Genomic DNA, 17,092 nt, shown 5'->3' on the forward strand with positions numbered 1-17,092 from the left:
AGACCGCGGGGACCGCGAGATGTTCGACGGGGCGGACAAGAGGTACGGTCACGCGGCGGGGGCAGGGCATCGCACGGCCGATCACGGCCCCGGACCGACTGAGCGACGCGCGACCGGAGGAACGACGAGATGACGGTGACCCTGGCGGACGTGGCGGCCCGCGCGCAGGTCTCGCCCGCGACGGTGTCGCGTGTGCTGAACGGGAACTACCCGGTGGCGGCCGCCACGCGGGAGCGGGTGCTGCGGGCCGTGGACGAACTGGACTACGTGCTGAACGGGCCCGCGAGTTCGCTGGCCGCCGCCACGTCCGACCTGGTCGGCATCCTCGTGAACGACATCGCCGACCCCTTCTTCGGGATCATGGCCAGTGCCGTCCAGGCGGAGATAGGGGGACCCCTCGGACTGTCCGCGCACTCCTCGCAGGTGCTCGGGGGCGGGCGCGCGGGCGGTGAGCGTCTCGCCGTCGTCTGCAACACGGGCGGCTCCCCGGAGCGGGAGCTGACCTACCTCACGCTCCTGCAGCGCCAGCGGGCCGCCGCGGTGGTGCTGACCGGCGGGGCCGTCGAGGACGCGGCGCACGGGGCCGCGGTCGCCGCGAAGCTGCGCAGGCTGGCGGAGGCGGGGACCCGGATCGTCCTGTGCGGGCGGCCGCCCGCTCCCGAGGACACCGGGGCGGTCGCGCTCACCTTCGACAACCGCGGGGGCGGCCAGCGGCTGACCGAGCACCTGATCGGGCTCGGGCACCGGCGCATGGGCTACATCGCGGGTCCCGAGGAGCGGACGACGACCCGGCACCGGCTGGAGGGGCACCAGGCAGCGCTCGCCGCGCACGGGATCGAGGACGACCCGCGGCGGATCGTGCACGGCCCGTACGACCGGCGGGCCGGGTACGAGGCGACCCTCGAACTCCTGCGCCGCGAACCGTCGTTGACCGCGGTCGTCGCCGCCAACGACACCGTCGCGCTCGGGGCGTGCGCGGCGCTGCGGGACTCCGGGCTGCGGATTCCGCAGGACGTGTCCGTGGCCGGGTTCGACGACCTGCCCTTCAGCATCGACGTGGTGCCCTCGCTGACCACCGTGCGGTTGCCGTTGTCCGAGGCGGGGGCCCGGGCGGGGCGGATCGCGATGGGCCGGGAGGAGGCGCCGCCGGGGGGTGTCGCGACGGTCCGCGGCGAGCTGATGGTGCGCGGCTCCACGGCGGCGCCACGCGCGTAACACGTCCGACGCGTACCGCCGTGCGCCGTGTACGCCGGTTCACCGCGTTCCCGTGCGGACCGGTGACGCCGGGGCCCCGAGCACCCGCAGCCGGCAGCGACGCCCGCCCTGCCCGCACCGCCACCCCCGTACGGTCCGCACCCGCCCTCCCCCCTGAGGGGCCGTGCCGGTACATCAGATGCCCGTTGCAGGTCGGGCAGAGCACCCCGGTTCAGCCCCGTAACCAGCGTGCACGCCCGACCTGCAACGGGCGGATGTACCGGCGCGGCCCCGACCCACCCACCGGAGCCAAGGCGCACAACGCCCGCACCATCCGGGTAGGGTCCGCTCAAGCCGTGCTGTTCCGGGGCCGGGCCCCGGGTCCCTAGCGAGGTGCACCACATGAAACTGGCCTTCTCCACCCTCGGCGTCCCCGGACTCCCCGTCCCCGACGTCGTACGACTCGCCGCGACCCACGGCTACCACGGCGTGGAGCTTCGCGTGCACCCCGAGGAGCCGGTGCACCCCGGCCTCACCCTCGCCGAACGGGCGGACGTCGCCGCCGAGTTCAAGGGCACCGGCGTCGAGATCCTCGGCCTCGCCGGATACCCGCGGGTCGCGGCCCCCGGCGACGACGCCCCCGTCCTCGCCGAGATCCGGGAACTCCTGGAGCTGGCCAGGGACCTGGGCGCCCCCTTCGTCCGGGTCTTCCCCGGCGGCGGCCGGGACCAGAGCCCGGACGAGGCGGACGCGACGGCGGCCCGGCGCCTGGGCACGGCGGCGGAGTACGCCGCCGACGTCGGCGTACGGATCCTGCTGGAGACCCACGACTCCCACCGCACCGGCACCGACGCGATCCGCGTCCTGGGCCCGGTCGGCCACCGCCAGGTCGGCGCGCTCTGGGACGTCATGCACACCTGGCTGGGCGGCGAGCAGCCGTCCGCCACGTACGCCGCCCTCGCCCCGCACCTGGGCTACGTCCAGGTCAAGGACATCGCGTCCCCCGACGACACGACCCCGCTCCTCCTCGGCACGGGCGTCCTCCCGCTCACCGAGTGCGTGGAGCTCCTCTCCCGCGAGGGCTGGGACGGCTGGCTGTGCTGGGAGTACGAGAAGCGGTGGTACGAGTCCGCGGCCCCGCTGGAGCCCCTGCTCACCCCGGGTCGCGACCACCTCGCCCGCCTGCTGAACGAGTCGGCGTAGCGGAGCCGGAAGCAGAAGACCGGCCCCGGGCGCACACGACACCCGGAGCCGGTCGGACCACGCGGACCGGGACCGTACCCGGACCGCGCGGACCCGGACCGTACCCGGACCGCGCGGACCCGGACCGTACCTGGACCGCGCGGACCCGGACCGTACCCGGACAGCGCGGACGGCGTACCCCGTCCGCGCCTCCCACCCGGTCTCCCGCGCGGCTACCGCTCCTTGTTGGTGGTGCGCACCGCGTCCAGATCCGGACGCGGCCCCGCGGCACCGCTCCCGCCCCGCGGCGCGGCCACGTCGGCCCCGCCCGCGTCGCGCCGCGCCGACAGCGGGGACTTCTGCGCCGTCTGCTGCGGGACGTCCCCGTTGTAGTACGGGGTGTACTTCACCAGCGAACTGCCCGCACCGATGGCGGACCCCGCCGCGGTCAGCCCGGCCGCGGAGACCGACCCCGTCCCGCCGAAGGCGATGACGGTGTTGACCCCGGCCGCCTGCTCGCGCAGGTAGGCCGCGTCGGCCTCCGGCAGCGTCGTCTCGTCGGTCCACAGGACGGGGCCGTACGAGAGCATGCCGGTGCTCGCGGAGACACCGCCGCGCCAGCTGTCCGACCAGGCGAGGCCCACCGCGGGCGGGGCGCTCCACCAGAACCGGGCGAGCGCGGCGGACGTGCCGTCGTGGCCGCTTCCGCTGACCGGGTAGTACGTGTAGGTGTCGGGCCAGTGGGAGAAGTACGTGTGCGTGAGCGCGTACTTCGCCGAGGCGCCGACCGGGACGACCAGGGTCTCGTCGGGGTCGACGGAGTTGAGGTAGGACGTCACCGATGACGACAGCGTGCTGCCGTCGTTGAGGACGACGGTGCCCTTGCCGCCGTACCCGAGGGCACCGGCCGCCGCGGAGGCGGCCATCGCGGAGTGGTAGTCGGTGCCGGTGGCGATGAACACGTACTGGGGCGCGCCGGTGACGGCCTTGGCGACCGCCACGGACGTGGAGTACCGCGAGGTGCCGGACAGCCGCTTCGGCGTGAAGCCGAGGGAGCTGACCTTGCCGGCGACGGCGCTGGACAGGATGTCCGTGCCGCCGACCAGGTAGACCGTGGCGCCGGGCTTCAGCGTGCGCTTCAGCTCGGTCTGCACGGCGGCCGACAGCGAGGTCTTCGACGTCATCAGCAGGGGGCCCTGCCTCTGGCCGGCGAGGCTCTGGCCGGTCAGGGCGTAGGAGGGGCTGTCGTCGCTGATGAGGACGGCCGACCTGGCGTCGATCAGGCCGGGCCGGCTCTGGCCGGCGGTGTTCCAGGTCCAGCGGGACGCGGCCACGTTGGTGGCGTAGGAGTCGGCGCCCCAGACGCGGCCGACGCTCTGGCCGCGCAACGGCTGCCAGGCCGGGTCGAGGACGGACGACGTGCCCGGGGGCAGCGCCATCCGGGTGACCTCGCCGGTGGCGACGTCCACGATGCGGGGGACGGCGACGTCCTCGTCGGTCCCGTTGGTGACGACGATCCGGGTGCCGGTGGGCGACCAGGCCGGGGCGTGCGCGTCGTCGTCGAAGGTGAACTGGCGCTCCCCGGTGCCGTCGACGCCGACCACGAACAGCCGGCCGTCGCGCACGAAGGCGACCCGGGTGCCGTCGGGCGAGACGGCGGGGTCGTCGCCGGCGTCGGCGAGCTTCGTGAAGCCGCCGGTGGTGTCGTCGTAGAGCCAGACCGCCGAGCCGGTCGGCGAACCGCAGGTGTCGCCGGTGCGGACGAAGGCGACCAGGCCGTTGACGGACGCGCTCGGCTTGCGGTCGCAGCCGTCCTGCGCGGTGGAGAACAGCGGCTCGGCGTAGCGGGAGCCGTCCGAGGGCGCCCAGCGCAGGCGGCCGCCGCCGGAGTAGACGACGGCGCTGCCGCTGTACAGGAACGTCGGGTCGCCCACGCTGGTCATCGAGCCCCGTTCCTGGATCTTGACCAGGGTGGAGCCGGTGTAGCGGCGGGTCTCGACGCGGTTGTCCTTCACGTACGCGACCCGGCTGCCGTCGGGTGACCAGGACGGCTGCTTCGCGTCGGCGACGAAGTCGGTGTAGGCGCCGCTGCCGGGCTGGGTCGTCTGGAGGACGTTGCGTGCGCCGTTGAGGACCATCAGCCTGCCGTCCGCGGCCTGCCACGTCACGGGATCTGCCGCTGCCGCGCCGGGCGCGGTGGCCATGCCGGCCGCCACGGCGACGGCGGTGCCCAGTGCCGCGAGCACGCGGCGTCTGCGAATCTTCATGTGCCCCCACAAGAGTGATGAAAAGGGCTGTCGTTCACCTCCCCGGCGCGGAACGGAAACCTCACGTTCCTCCACGACAGCGGCGTCACTCTAGCCGCCCGGACGATCGGAACGGAACACGTTTCCACCGGCCCCGCCTGCCGCCGACAGCACGCCGTCACCGGCGCGCCCCGCTCCGACCGGGCCGGTGACGGCCCCTTCCCGGTTACTGTGCACACCCTTGACTGGAAGAAACTTCCCGGATATTCGTGACTCCTCGGAAGTTTCCTTCATGAGGGAAGGAGCGCTCGTGCGCGACTCCGGCACGGGAAGCACCGCACAACCGTCCAGACGTTCCGTTCTCACCGCCACGGCGGGCGTCACCGCCGCCCTCGCCGCCGGAGGCAGCGCGTACGCCGCCGCCGGCGCACCGCACGACGACAGGAAGCTGCGCACCCTCATCTCCCGGATGACCCTGGAGGAGAAGGTCGGCCAGCTCTTCGTGATGCGGGTGTACGGTCACTCGGCCACCGCGCCGGACCAGGCCGACATCGACGCCAACCTCAAGGAGATCGGCGTCAGGACGGCCGCGGAACTGGTCGCCAAGTACCGCGTCGGCGGCGTCATCTACTTCGCCTGGGCGCACAACACCCGCAGCCCGCAGCAGATCGCGGACCTGTCGGACGGCATCCAGAAGGCCTCGCTCGGGCTGCCGCGCGGACTGCCGGTCCTCATCTCCACGGACCAGGAGCACGGGATAGTGGCACGCGTGGGCAAGCCCGCGACGCTCTTCCCCGGCGCGATGGCGCTCGGGGCCGGGGGGTCGCGGGAGGACGCCCGCACGGCCGGCCGCATCGCGGGCGCGGAGCTGCGCGCGCTCGGCATCCGCCAGGACTACGCGCCGGTCGCCGACGTGAACGTGAACCCCGCCAACCCGGTCATCGGCGTACGGTCCTTCGGCGCCGACCCGGACGCGGTCGCGGGGCTGGTCGCCGCCCAGGTGAGGGGCTATCAGAGTGCCGGGGTCGCGGCGACCGCCAAGCACTTCCCCGGGCACGGGGACACCGCCGTCGACAGCCACACCGGTTTCCCGGTCATCGGGCACAGCCGCGAGCTGTGGTCCGAGCTGGACGCAGTGCCGTTCCGGGCGGCGATCCTGGCCGGCATCGACTCCATCATGACCGCGCACATCATGGTCCCGGCGCTCGACCCGGCCGGCGACCCCGCCACCCTCTCCCACCCGATCCTCACCGGCATCCTGCGCGGCGAACTCGGTTACGACGGCGTGGTGGTGACGGACTCGCTGGGCATGGAGGGGGTTCGCACGAAGTACGGCGACGAGCGGGTCCCGGTGCTCGCGCTGAAGGCGGGCGTCGACCAGCTGCTCAATCCGCCGTCCCTGGACGTCGCGTGGAACGCGGTGCTCGCGGCCGTCCGGGGCGGCGAGCTGACCGAGGCCCGGCTCGACGAGTCGGTCCTGCGCATCCTGCGCCTGAAGGCCAGGCTCGGCCTCCTCAAGGACGCCTACGTCCCCGACTCCGCCGTCGAGCGCACGGTCGGCACCCCGGCGCACCTCAGGGCGGCCGACCGGATCGCGAACCGCACGACGACCCTGCTGGTCAACAAGGAGGGCCTGCTTCCGCTGTCCCGGCGCACCCACGGGAACGTCCTCGTCGTGGGCGCCGACCCGGCCTCGCCGTCCGGTTCCGACGGGCCTCCGACGACCGTGCTGGCCACGGCGCTCAGCGGGCTCGGCTTCTCGGCGACCGCGCTGTCCACCGGCACGGCGCCCTCGCAGGCGACCGTCGACCGGGCGGTGGCGGCGGCCGCGGGCAAGGACGCCGTGGTGGTCGGCACGTACAACGTGACGGCGACCAGTGCCCAGAAGAAGCTGGTCGGGCAGCTGATCGCGACCGGTGTCCCGGTGATCGCCGTCGCCATCCGCAACCCGTACGACGTGGCCCAGCTCCCTGACGTCGGCGCGTGTCTGGCCGCGTACTCCTGGACGGACGTCGAACTGCGCGCGGCGGCACGGGTCATCGCGGGTGCGGTGTCCCCCACCGGGAAGCTGCCGGTGCCCGTGCAGCGGGCGGACGACCCGGCGCAGGTGCTGTACCCCGTCGGGTACGGGCTGTCGTACTAGCTAGTGCCGTGTCAGCCAAGGTTTGCCCGTCAAGGAGCGGCGTCCGGTGCGTGCTCTGGGGGTCCCCCCGGCCGAAGGCTGGGGGGAGTGCCGGCCGGAAGTCCTCGTACTGGAGGTACTTGGGCTTTCGGCCGGTGCGGCGAGAGTGCGTGCCGGGCGTCGCGACGGGGCGAACCTCGGCTGACGCGGCACTAGGGCCTGTCGGGGATCTTGGTGTCGTCTGCTCAGTCTCTGGCGGACCGCCAAGACCTCGGCCGGGGGATCCCGTGCTGGCCCAGGAAGTTCTGGAAGGCGGTCGTCCTATCGCCCGGGTTACCCGCTCGCGCCAGTGTCAGGGGCCGGTGGTCGCCAGGAGGTCGATGACGATCTCCGTACCCAAGGCGTACGCCGGGACACCCGAGGTGATGAGTGCGGTTTCGGCGACTCCGATGAGGTCGACGACGGTGGCGCCGGCGTGGAGGGCGCCCTGGGCATGGATGCGGGCGGGGTGTTCCCGGCCCAGGGACAGGAGTTGGCCGAAGTGGACGAGTTGCTGCACGCGCGCGCCGAGCGGGTTTTCGGTCAGCACGATGTGCCGCAGCGCCGCGAGTGCCTCCTCGGTGGGCAGCCGGTCGAAGTCCCGCGCCAGGCGCAGCCGGTCCCGCACACCGCCCGGAACGCCTCCGAGGGTGGAACGGTAGCGGGCGCGCACCGCCTCGGCGCGCCGGGCGAGGGCGTCGTCGACGGTCGTCTCGTCGGCCGCCGCGTCGCCGGCTGTCGCGTTGTCGGCCGTCGCGTGGTCGGTCATGACGCGACCCGGGCGATCGAGGCGCGTACGGCGGCCAAGGCGCCCTCCGGGAAGTCCACGGCCCCGCCGATCGCCGCCGCCGCGATCTCCGCCTCGGCGCTCTCCTCGATGGCCACCACCAGGTGGGCGGTCCCCACCGAGTCCGGACCGAAAACGATGAGGCCGTGGTTGGCCAGCAGGGCCGCCGAGGTCGTGGGGCGCTGTTCGAGGACATCGACGATGCCGCGCACGGACACGTCGGACCCGCGCGGCCCCCAAGGCACCACCGGGACTTCCTCGGGCTGCCCGAAGCGCAGCATCGGCTCGGTCCGGCACGGCAGCGGCCGGTGGGCGACGGCGAAGGCCGTCGCGGAGGGCGAGTGGGTGTGGATGACGGCGCCCACGTGCGGGCGGGCCCGGTAGACGGCGCTGTGCATGGAGATGATCTCGGCGCTGACGGACCGCAGCTCCCCTTCCAGGACCCGCCCGTCGAGGCTGACGGCCGCCAGGTCCTCGGGGCGCAGCCCGCGGACGAATCCCGGCGTCAGCAGGAAGCTGTCGGCGTCGAGCCGAGCGCTGAGGTTGGCGTGCCCCGAATGGGACATCACCCCCGCCGTGAAGAGCGCCTCCGCCGCTGCGACCAGCTCGTTCGCTCGTTCGTTCGCCACTTGTGTGGTTGCCATCCGGCACCTCCGAAGTCCGCTGCCGGCGGCTCTCGATCGCCGCCGTGCTCGCGTACCTCACTCTTCAACTTAAACTCAGGTTCAAGTCAAGCGGCCGGTGGCCGGAGCGGGCGGGAACGAGAGGAGCGGCTGCGTGCGCATGACCATCGGACAGCTCGCGGAGATCACCGGGGTGCCGGCGTCGGCCATCCGGTTCTGGGAACGCCACGGCCTGCTGCCCACGCCCGAGCGCGAGAGCGGGCAGCGGCGCTACCCGCCGGAGGCCGCGCAGCGGATCGTGGTCCTGCGCAAGTGCCAGCAGGCGGGGCTGACCCTGGCGGAGATCGGCGAGTTCCAGGGGGACCAACCGCGTAGGCAGGCCATGATCCGCGCAAAGATCGCCGAGGTCGAGCAGCGCGTGATCGACCTCGGCCACGCCCATCAGCTTCTGGTCCACGCCCTGCAGTGCGGCGAGGAGGACATCGTCAGTTGCCCCAAGTTCCGCGAGCAGATGGCCGCCTGGGAGACGAGTGCCCCGGCCGCGCCGTAGTCCCGGCCCACAAGACCTCCGCCTGCACCACCTCGCAACAGGCCCGGACGCGCGAGCAACTCCAGCCGGAACCCCGTCCCGGCACCCGGCTGTGGGTGACGGCGTTCGCGTGCGAGCTCGGCGACGATGGCGCGGGGCGCGTCCAAAAAGTCCCCACCGGACTGTCCGACCGCCGCCGGGCACAGGTCCGGTCCGACGGCGCCGGACCGGTGGGCCGCGCCCGCCCGTCGCGGTGGACGGGCGGGCGCGGCGCGGGTGTTACGGCCGCAGCGCGGGCTCGCGCTCGACGTCCCGCCTGTCCAGCCTGGCGTCGAACCTCGCCAGCGGCTTCGCCTCCGACGGGTCCGCCCGGACGGCCGCCGAGGCGACTCCCGCCCAGTCCAGGATGCGCGCGGTGGCGAACGCCTTCTCGTCGGCGACGAGACCCGCGACGTTGGCGCCGTGGTTCAGCCCCGGTGCCGTCATGACGTACGCGTCACGCGCGCCCGCTCCGAGCCGGAAGCGCTCGGCGCCCCACGGGTCGTTCTCGCCGTAGACGAACAGCATGTGGCGGGCGTTGTGCCGCACCCAGGTGTCGACGTCGCGCATCGCCCACGGCTGGAACCTCATGGAGATGTCGCGCGGCACGAAGTTGCGCGGGGGCTGGTACCCGTAGCGGATGAACTTCTTCTCGATGTACGGGAAGTGGATCGTGGGCGCACCGAGCTGCGTACCGGCCTGGTAGTAGTACGGCGTGTACGTGGTCAGGCCCTGGTCCGTGTAGGCGGAGAAGCCGGAGATCGTGTCCACGGACGTCCAGATCTCGTCGTCGGTGGCGTGCGCGGCGTCCGCGGGGATGCCGTCGCAGTCGGACAGCAGGCTGTACTGCCAGAAGCCCCAGACGTAGTCGAGGACGACCGCCTCGTACGCCCGGTCCAGGCCGCCGATGGTGGTGAAGGTGTAGCCCTCGGCGGCCGCGAGGTCCTCGTACTTCTTCTCCAGCGGCTCGCGGCGGACGAGCGCCTCGCGCTGCACCGCGTTCAGACGGTCGCGGCACTCCTTGGTGCCGACGTTCTGGAAGAAGCGGTCGTAGGCGGAGTCCTCGTCGTTGACCACGTCGTTCGGGGCGACGTACGCGACGACGCCGTCCATGTCGCGCGGGTAGAAGCGCTCGTAGTACGTGGCGGTCATGCCGCCCTTGGAGCCGCCCGTGGAGAGCCACTTCTTGCCGTAGAGCGGCTTGAGGGCCTCGAAGATGCGGTGCTGGTCGCTGGCGGCCTGCCAGATGTCCAGCTTGCTCCAGTCGGCCGGGGCGGGACGGGACGGTGTGAAGAAGCGGTACTCCATCGAGACCTGGTTGCCGTCGACGATCTGGGTCGGCTCGCGGCGGCCCGGGTTCGTGGAGACGTTGTAGCCGCCGGTGTAGAAGACCGTCGGGCGCGAGGTGTCCTTGTGCAGCACGGTGACGCGCTGCTGGAACGTGCCCTTGGACGGGTGCCGGTGGTCGACGGGCTGGGTGTACGTGAGGACGAAGAAGCGGTACCCGGTGTACGGCTTCTCCTCGACCAGGCTCATGCCGGGTATCGCGAGCAGCTGGTCCTTGATGTCCTCACCGGTGGTGCCGGTGGAGGCGGTGGCCTCCGGCTGGGCGGCGGTGGCCGCCCCGGCCGTGCTCAACGTGCCGATCAGCACCGTGAGCGCCAGCAGCCATCTGAGCGCCTTGCGCATGCACCCTCCCCTGGGAAATACGCGGATGTCCGCCGGAACCTAGCGGAGCAACACCCGGTGCACCAGGGGATGTTGGGGCGGCCTGCTGGAAATGTCGGGGATCGGACCCTATCGGCCCACGCATCGGGGCCGGAGCGGGCCCCGTGGGCGGGGGTCAGGGCCGGTTCAGCACAGGATCCAGCCCGAGCTCACCGAGCCCGCGCCGACGGAGCCCTTGACCCACACGCAGCGGCGTCCGGCGTGCACGGTCACCGGGCCGGCGTGGTGCGTGTAGCGCCCGCGGTCGGCGACGGGCCGGCTGCCGCGTGCCTGCACGCTCACCGACATCGACTTGGCGGCGCCCCGCTTCTTGGGGAACGTCACCGCGCACACGTAGCCGCTCCGCTTGTAGACCTGCACGGAGCCGGTGGTGAAGGGCAGCGTCCGGACCTTGCGCCCGGAACAGTAGGAGGCGGCCTCCGCGCTGCCCGGGACGGCGAGGGCGAGCAGCCCGGACGCGGTCAGCACGGCCGTGCCGAGCGCCAGCCGCCGGCGTATCGCACCACTGTCCACTGTCGTCCCTCCCGCAGCCATCAGCGTACTGGTGTACGGACGCAGGACGTACGTCGGATGGTTGCGCGGCCGGGAGCCCCGGTACCGCCGGGTCAGGCCGTGGAGCGGACCGGCTTCCCGGACTCCGCCTCCCCCGGCTCCTGCGTGCCGGTGAAGGTGCGCCACAGCTCGGCGTACCGCCCGTCCAGCAGCAGGAGTTCCTCGTGGGTGCCGTCCTCGGCGACCTGACCGTGGTCCATCACCACGACCCGGTCGGCGCGGGCGGCCGTGGTCAGCCGGTGGGCCACGACCAGGGTCGTACGACGGCCCGCGATCCGGTCGGTCGCCTGGTTGACCAGGGCCTCGGTGGCCAGGTCCAGCGCGGCGGTGGCCTCGTCGAGGAGCAGGACGTCCGGGTCGACGAGTTCGGCCCGGGCGAGCGCGATCAGCTGGCGCTGGCCCGCCGACAGGTTGCGGCCGCGCTCGGCGACCTCGTGCAGATAGCCTCCGTCGAGCGTGGCGATCATGTCGTGCGCGCCGACCGCGCGGGCCGCGGCCTCCACCTCGGCGTCGGTGGCGTCGGGACGGCCGTAGGCGATGGCGTCGCGGACCGTGCCCTGGAAGAGGTACGCCTCCTGCGGGACGACTCCCAGCCGGTGGCGGTAGGAGGTGAGGTCGAGGGCGCGCAGGTCGGTGCCGTCCACCGTGACGCGCCCGCCCGTCGGGTCGTAGAAGCGGGCCACCAGCTTCACCAGGGTCGACTTGCCCGCGCCGGTCTCGCCGACGAAGGCGACGGTCTGGCCGGCGGGAATGGCCAGCGTGACGCCGCTCAGCGCCTCCTCGTTGTCGCCGTAGGCGAAGTCGACGTCCTCGAAGGCGATCTCCCCGCGCAGGGACAGGACTTCGAGCGGCTCGGCGGCGGTCTTCGTGGAGGTCGGCTCGCGGAGCAGCTCCTGGATGCGGCCGAGCGAGACGGTCGCCTGCTGGTAGCCGTCGAAGACCTGGGAGAGCTGCTGCACGGGCGCGAAGAACAGGTCGATGTACAGCAGGTAGGCGACCAGGGCGCCGGTCGTCAGCGTGCCCGCGTCCACCCGGCGGGCGCCCACGATCAGGACGGCCGCCGCGGCCACCGAGGACAGCAGCTGCACGAACGGGAAGTACACGGAGATCAGCCGCTGTCCGCGGATGCGCGCCTGCCGGTAGCTGTCGCTGCCGTCCGCGAACCGCTTCCGGCCGGTCTCCTCGCGCCGGAAGGCCTGGAGGATCCGCAGCCCGGAGACGGACTCCTGGAGGTCGGCGTTGACCACCGAGACGCGCTCGCGGGCGAGTTCGTACGCCTTCACGCTCGCCCGGCGGAAGAAGAAGGTGCCGACGACCAGCGGCGGCAGCGTCGCGAAGACGACCAGGGCCAGCTGCACGTCGATCACCAGCAGCGCGCCCATGATGCCGAAGAAGGTGACGACGGAGACGAAGGCGGTGACCAGGCCGGTCTGCAGGAAGGTGGACAGCGCGTCCACGTCCGTCGTCATCCGGGTCATGATCCGGCCGGTCAGCTCGCGCTCGTAGTAGTCGAGTCCGAGCCGCTGGAGCTGCGCGAAGATCTTCAGCCGGAGCGAGTACAGGACCCGCTCGCCCGTGCGCCCGGTCATCCGGGTCTCGGCGATCTGTGCCGCCCACTGGACGAGCACGGTGAGCAGGGCGAGCCCGGCGGCCGTCCACACCGCGCCGCGGGCGAGCCGCGAGACGCCCTCGTCGATGCCGTGCCGGATCAGCACCGGCAGCAGCAGTCCCATGCCCGCGTCGACGGCGACGAGCCCGAGGCTCACCAGCAGGGGCAGCCCGAAGCCGCGCAGCAGCCGGCGCAGCCCGTACGACTCCTCGGGCGTGACCGCGCGCGCCTCGTCGATGCCGGGGGTGTCGGTGGCCGGGGGCAGCGCCTCGACCTGCGCGAGGAGTCCGGGGGTGGCGGGCATCCCGGCGATCGCGTGGTCCTTCGGCTCGCGGTCGCCGGTCCACAGGTGCGGGGTGACGCCCCGTTCGGCGTCGAACTCCGCGTCGAGCTCGTCGCGTACGGAGGTGTCCTCCCGCACGGCGGCGGGCCCGGCGTGCCCGGGTGAGACGCCGCCGAGTTCGTCCGGGTCGGTGAGCAGCCGCCGGTACAGGGCCGAGCGCTTCTGGAGCTCCTCGTGCGTGCCGAGGTCGGCGAGCCGGCCGCCGTCGAGCACGGCGATGCGGTCGGCGAGGTTGAGGGTGGAGCGGCGGTGGGCGATGAGGAGGGTGGTGCGGCCCCGCATGACGTGCGCGAGGGCTTCGTGGATCTCGTGCTCGACGCGAGCGTCCACGGCGGAGGTGGCGTCGTCGAGGACGAGCAGCCGCGGGTCGGTGAGGAGGGCGCGGGCGAGGGCCATCCGCTGGCGCTGGCCGCCGGAGAGGGTCAGTCCGTGCTCGCCGACGGTGGTGTCGTACCCGTCCGGCAGCTCGGCGATGAAGCGGTCGGCCTGGGCGGCGCGGGCCGCGGCCTCGATCTCCTCCTGGGTGGCGCCGGGGCGGCCGTAGGCGATGTTGGCGCGGACGGTGTCGGAGAAGAGGAAGGAGTCCTCGGGGACCAGTCCGATCGCGGCGCGCAGCGACTCCTGCGTCAGCTCGCGGACGTCGTGGCCGCCGACGAGGACGGCGCCGCGCGTCACGTCGTAGAAGCGCGGCAGCAGCAGCGAGACCGTGGACTTGCCGGACCCGGAGGAGCCGACGACGGCGAGGGTCTCGCCGGGGCGGATCTCGAAGGAGAGGCCGTCGAGGACGGGGCGCCCCTCCTCGTAGCCGAAGGACACGTCGTCGAACTCGACGGTGGCGGGCGCGTCGGCGGGCAGGGTCTTCGTGCCGTCCTCGATGGACGGCTCGGTGTCGATCAGCTCCAGGACGCGCTCGGCGCCGGCGCGGGCCTGCTGTCCGACGGTGAGGACCACGGCGAGCATCCGCACGGGGCCGACGAGCTGGGCGAGGTAGGACGAGAACGCGACGAAGGTGCCCAGGGTGATCTGTCCGCGCACCGCGAGCAGACCGCCGAGGGCGAGCATCGCGACCTGGCCGAGCGCGGGCACGGCCTGGAGCGCGGGGGTGTACCGGGAGTTGAGCCTGATGGTGCGCATCCGGCCGGCGAAGAGCCTGCGCCCCACCTCCCGCAGCTTCCCGGTCTCCTGGTCCTCCTGACCGAAGCCCTTCACCACCCGGACGCCGCTGACGGCGCCGTCGACCACCCCGGCGACGGCGGCGGCCTGGGCCTGCGCGTACCAGGTGGCGGGGTGCAGCCTGGTACGGCTGCGCCTGGCGACGAACCAGAGGGCGGGGGCGACGGCGAGCGCGACGCCGGTGAGCGGCAGGGACAGCGCGGCCATGATCCCGAGCGAGATCAGGAAGAGCAGGAGGTTGCCGATGGTCATGGGCAGCATGAAGAGCAGGCCCTGGATCAGCTGGAGGTCGCTGGTGGCGCGTCCCACGACCTGTCCGGTGGACAGCTCGTCCTGACGCCGGCCGTCGAGCCGGGTGATCGTCCCGTACATGTCGGTGCGCAGGTCGTGCTGGACGTGCAGGGCGAGCCGGCCGCCGTAGTAGCGCCGGATGTACGTCATCACGTAGACGAGGACGGCGGCACCGATCAGGGCGCCCGCCCAGGGGGCCATGTCCCTGGTGTGGTCCCCCACGACGTCGTCGATGATCACCTTGGTGACGAGCGGTACCAGCGCCATGACGGCCATGCCGCCGAGGGAGGAGCCGAGCGCGAGCACGACGTCCTTGGGGTAGCGCCAGGCGTACCCGGCCAGTCGCCGCACCCAGCCGGGCTCCCCCGCCCCGCCCTGTTCCGCTGCCACGCAGATGCCTTCCGTAGATCCGCTTCCACCGGAAGGCACCAACGCGGATCGGAGCGGATTTCATCCCTCCGCAACATTTCCCGTCCCCGCGGTGCGTGGCAGGCGCACCGCCGGGCGGCGGGAAGGTGCGGGCGTCAGCCGCCGGACGGGACCGCCGGGAAGGCCTCCCGCGGGGTGTCCGTCGGCGTGTAGCGCTGCGCGGCGGGGGCGGTCGGCACCAGGTCCCTGTGGATGGCCCTGGCCACGCCCTGGATGGTGGCGACGCCGTAGTCCATGGTGCTGTTGCCGTGGGTGAGGACCGAGATCGTGTAGTCGTGTCCCGCGCCGTCGAAGGTGCCGACACTGTGGACGCGCCAGCCGTACGTGGACCGCGACAGCCAGCCGTTCTTGACGTGCACGGCGACCGAGGAGGGGGCGCCGGCCGGGGTGCCCCAGCGCTGCGAGGAGACGACCTTGCCCATCAGCTTCAGGACGTAGGCGCGGGAGTTGTCGCTCAGCACGGAGTTCTTGGCGGTGAGCAGCGCGAGCAGCTTCTGTTCGTCGCGCACGGTGATCTGGGTCAGGCCCCAGTAGCCGTCGGCGCCCGGCTTGGTCTGGGTCATGCCGGCGGCGGTGAGGAAGCCCTTGATCTTCGTCGTGCCGAGCTGGCGCCACAGGGTGCTGGTGGCCGCGTTGTCCGACTGGGTGATCATGGCCGTGGCCAGGTCGGCCTCGTGGTCCGTGAGGTAGCGGTTGTGCTTCTTGGCGTCCCACAGCAGCGTGGCGAGCACGGTCACCTTGACGACGCTGGCGGAGTCGAAGGCGGACGTGCTCCGCAGGGTGCAGGTGGTGCCGGTCGTACGGTCGCGGAGCCCGACGGCGATGGTGCCCTTGCGGCCGGCCAGCGCGGCCGTGATGTCGCGCTGGAGCTTCTCGGCCAGGCCGGCGCGGTCCGACGTGCAGGTGACCTGCGCCGGCGCGGCGGCGGCCGGCGCGGCGGCGGCGGCCAGCGGTACGAGCACGCCGATGCCGATGCCGGCCGCGAGCACGCGGGCGCGCCCGGATATCCGGTGAGTCATGAAGGCTTCCCATCCCATGAGGCGATACGAGTGCGCCCCCTGCACACTCGCCCCCCTTGACCACGCAGGGGCGCGAAAAGTTGTACGAGCCGCGCAGAGCGGGCGGTCGCGCGGCGGCCGGAGGGCACCTGCCCGGTTCCGACACGCAACGGACACATCTCGTTCACCCCATAAAGCGCATGTCCATGTCACGCTCCCGATTGCCCGCTCAATCAACCCGCGTAGATCGGACGTCCCCACATGCCCGCCACGCACATTCGCCGCTGGAAGACGCTGGCGCTGTCCACCTCCGCCGTGCTCGTGGCGCTCACCGTGCCGACGGTGACCGCCTCCCCCGCGAGCGCCACGACGACGGCGTACGACACCACGTACTACAAGAACGCGGTCGGCAAGACCGGTTCGAGCCTCAAGTCCTCGCTGCACACCATCATCAGCAGCCAGAGCAAGATCTCGTACACCGCGGTCTGGAACGCGCTCAAGGTCACCGACCAGGACCCGAACAACAGCAACAACGTGATCCTGCTGTACAGCGGAGTCTCGCGCGCCAAGTCCCTCAACGGCGGCGACCTCGGTGACTGGAACCGCGAGCACACCTGGGCCAAGTCCCACGGCGACTTCGGCGAGGTGACCGGTCCCGGCACGGACCTGCACCACCTGCGCCCCGCGGACGTCCAGGTCAACAGCATCCGCGGCAACAAGGACTTCGACAACGGCGGCAGCACGGTCAGCGGCGGGGGCGGCAGCCTCACCGACTCCGACTCCTTCGAGCCGCGCGACGCGGACAAGGGCGACGTGGCCCGCATGATCCTCTACATGGCCGTGCGCTACGACGGCGGCGACGGCTTCGCCGACCTCGAACCCAACGAGAGCGTCAGCAACGGCAGCAACCCCTACATCGGCAGGCTCGCCGTGCTCAAGCAGTGGAACGACGAGGACCCGCCGAGCGCCTTCGAGGAGAAGCGCAACCAGGTCATCTACGACACCTACCAGCACAACCGCAACCCGTTCATCGACCACCCGGAATGGGTCGAGGCGATCTGGTAGCCGACGTAGCCGCCTGAACTCCCTCAGAGACAAAGGGAGTTCAGGCGGCGTCCGGTGTCCCCGGCCACCGGCAGGTGACAAAGGAATGGCCTCAGGGCGTACAACCAGTGACGTCCCGCCCGAGTCGCACTCCCTGGACGCGT

Annotated in this window: 12 protein-coding genes; 5 read left to right on the top strand and 7 right to left on the bottom strand. The window is 72.4% G+C overall.

Translation table 11 applies throughout. From position 1 onward, the window contains the following. Positions 1 to 129: 129 nt before the first annotated feature. Positions 130 to 1,215, top strand: a complete 1,086-nt coding sequence (locus AC069T_RS12905; protein ID WP_478782764.1) for a LacI family DNA-binding transcriptional regulator — start codon at positions 130 to 132, stop codon at positions 1,213 to 1,215. A 381-nt stretch (positions 1,216 to 1,596) separates the two neighbouring features. Next, on the top strand, positions 1,597 to 2,397 hold the full coding sequence (locus tag AC069T_RS12910; RefSeq protein ID WP_478782765.1) for a sugar phosphate isomerase/epimerase family protein: 801 nt from the start codon (positions 1,597 to 1,599) through the stop codon (positions 2,395 to 2,397). Between the two features lie 212 nt (positions 2,398 to 2,609). Here AC069T_RS12910 and AC069T_RS12915 read toward each other — a convergent pair whose 3' ends face one another. After that, positions 2,610 to 4,643 carry a cell wall-binding repeat-containing protein gene (locus tag AC069T_RS12915; RefSeq protein ID WP_478782766.1) on the bottom strand — a complete coding sequence of 678 codons (2,034 nt, stop codon included), beginning with the start codon at positions 4,641 to 4,643 and terminating at the stop codon, positions 2,610 to 2,612. A 271-nt stretch (positions 4,644 to 4,914) separates the two neighbouring features. On the opposite strand from AC069T_RS12915, the gene AC069T_RS12920 reads away from it, so the two are divergent. Further along, a complete protein-coding gene (locus AC069T_RS12920; protein ID WP_478782767.1) occupies positions 4,915 to 6,765 on the top strand; it encodes a glycoside hydrolase family 3 protein in 1,851 nt (616 codons plus the stop codon). A gap of 331 nt (positions 6,766 to 7,096) precedes the next feature. On the opposite strand, the gene AC069T_RS12925 is transcribed toward AC069T_RS12920, so the two are convergent. Next, positions 7,097 to 7,552: a carboxymuconolactone decarboxylase family protein gene (locus tag AC069T_RS12925; protein ID WP_478782768.1), complete on the bottom strand. Its 456-nt coding sequence runs from the start codon at positions 7,550 to 7,552 to the stop codon at positions 7,097 to 7,099. Next, positions 7,549 to 8,214, bottom strand: coding sequence for a class II aldolase/adducin family protein (locus tag AC069T_RS12930; protein ID WP_388783511.1), 666 nt, complete (start codon positions 8,212 to 8,214; stop codon positions 7,549 to 7,551). Before AC069T_RS12930 ends, AC069T_RS12925 begins: the two co-directional genes overlap by 4 nt. A gap of 139 nt (positions 8,215 to 8,353) precedes the next feature. Here AC069T_RS12930 and AC069T_RS12935 point away from each other — a divergent pair, with 139 nt between their 5' ends. Beyond that, a complete protein-coding gene (locus AC069T_RS12935) occupies positions 8,354 to 8,743 on the top strand; it encodes a MerR family transcriptional regulator (RefSeq protein ID WP_478782769.1) in 390 nt (129 codons plus the stop codon). A 258-nt stretch (positions 8,744 to 9,001) separates the two neighbouring features. Here the strand turns inward: AC069T_RS12935 and AC069T_RS12940 are convergent, their stop codons facing one another. The 4 genes from AC069T_RS12940 to AC069T_RS12955 form a co-directional block, all read right to left on the bottom strand. Next, the gene (locus AC069T_RS12940; RefSeq protein ID WP_478782770.1) at positions 9,002 to 10,450 is read right to left on the bottom strand and encodes a S28 family serine protease; all 1,449 of its coding nucleotides are present in this window, start codon (positions 10,448 to 10,450) and stop codon (positions 9,002 to 9,004) included. 165 nt (positions 10,451 to 10,615) lie between these two features. Then, positions 10,616 to 11,002, bottom strand: coding sequence for a hypothetical protein (locus tag AC069T_RS12945; RefSeq protein ID WP_478782771.1), 387 nt, complete (start codon positions 11,000 to 11,002; stop codon positions 10,616 to 10,618). A 92-nt stretch (positions 11,003 to 11,094) separates the two neighbouring features. Further along, complete coding sequence (locus AC069T_RS12950; RefSeq protein ID WP_478782772.1) at positions 11,095 to 14,847, bottom strand: ABC transporter ATP-binding protein; 3,753 nt, start codon at positions 14,845 to 14,847, stop codon at positions 11,095 to 11,097. A 134-nt stretch (positions 14,848 to 14,981) separates the two neighbouring features. Next, entirely contained in the window at positions 14,982 to 15,905 is a 924-nt protein-coding gene (locus tag AC069T_RS12955) for a serine hydrolase (RefSeq protein WP_478782773.1), read from the bottom strand. A gap of 240 nt (positions 15,906 to 16,145) precedes the next feature. On the opposite strand from AC069T_RS12955, the gene AC069T_RS12960 reads away from it, so the two are divergent. Beyond that, a complete protein-coding gene (locus AC069T_RS12960) occupies positions 16,146 to 16,949 on the top strand; it encodes an endonuclease I family protein (RefSeq protein WP_478782774.1) in 804 nt (267 codons plus the stop codon). Positions 16,950 to 17,092: the final 143 nt, after the last annotated feature.

This window comes from Streptomyces sp. NPDC043867, from assembly GCF_056435845.1.

Excerpts from the sequence above, each read along its gene's own strand:
- AC069T_RS12905 (WP_478782764.1), top strand. The coding sequence starts at position 130 with ATGACGGTGACCCTGGCGGACGTGGCGGCCCGCGCGCAGGTCTCGCCC.
- AC069T_RS12910 (WP_478782765.1), top strand. The coding sequence starts at position 1,597 with ATGAAACTGGCCTTCTCCACCCTCGGCGTCCCCGGACTCCCCGTCCCC.
- AC069T_RS12915 (WP_478782766.1), bottom strand. The coding sequence starts at position 4,643 with ATGAAGATTCGCAGACGCCGCGTGCTCGCGGCACTGGGCACCGCCGTC.
- AC069T_RS12920 (WP_478782767.1), top strand. The coding sequence starts at position 4,915 with ATGAGGGAAGGAGCGCTCGTGCGCGACTCCGGCACGGGAAGCACCGCA.
- AC069T_RS12925 (WP_478782768.1), bottom strand. The coding sequence starts at position 7,552 with ATGACCGACCACGCGACGGCCGACAACGCGACAGCCGGCGACGCGGCG.
- AC069T_RS12930 (WP_388783511.1), bottom strand. The coding sequence starts at position 8,214 with ATGGCAACCACACAAGTGGCGAACGAACGAGCGAACGAGCTGGTCGCA.
- AC069T_RS12935 (WP_478782769.1), top strand. The coding sequence starts at position 8,354 with ATGACCATCGGACAGCTCGCGGAGATCACCGGGGTGCCGGCGTCGGCC.
- AC069T_RS12940 (WP_478782770.1), bottom strand. The coding sequence starts at position 10,450 with ATGCGCAAGGCGCTCAGATGGCTGCTGGCGCTCACGGTGCTGATCGGC.
- AC069T_RS12955 (WP_478782773.1), bottom strand. The coding sequence starts at position 15,905 with ATGACTCACCGGATATCCGGGCGCGCCCGCGTGCTCGCGGCCGGCATC.
- AC069T_RS12960 (WP_478782774.1), top strand. The coding sequence starts at position 16,146 with ATGCCCGCCACGCACATTCGCCGCTGGAAGACGCTGGCGCTGTCCACC.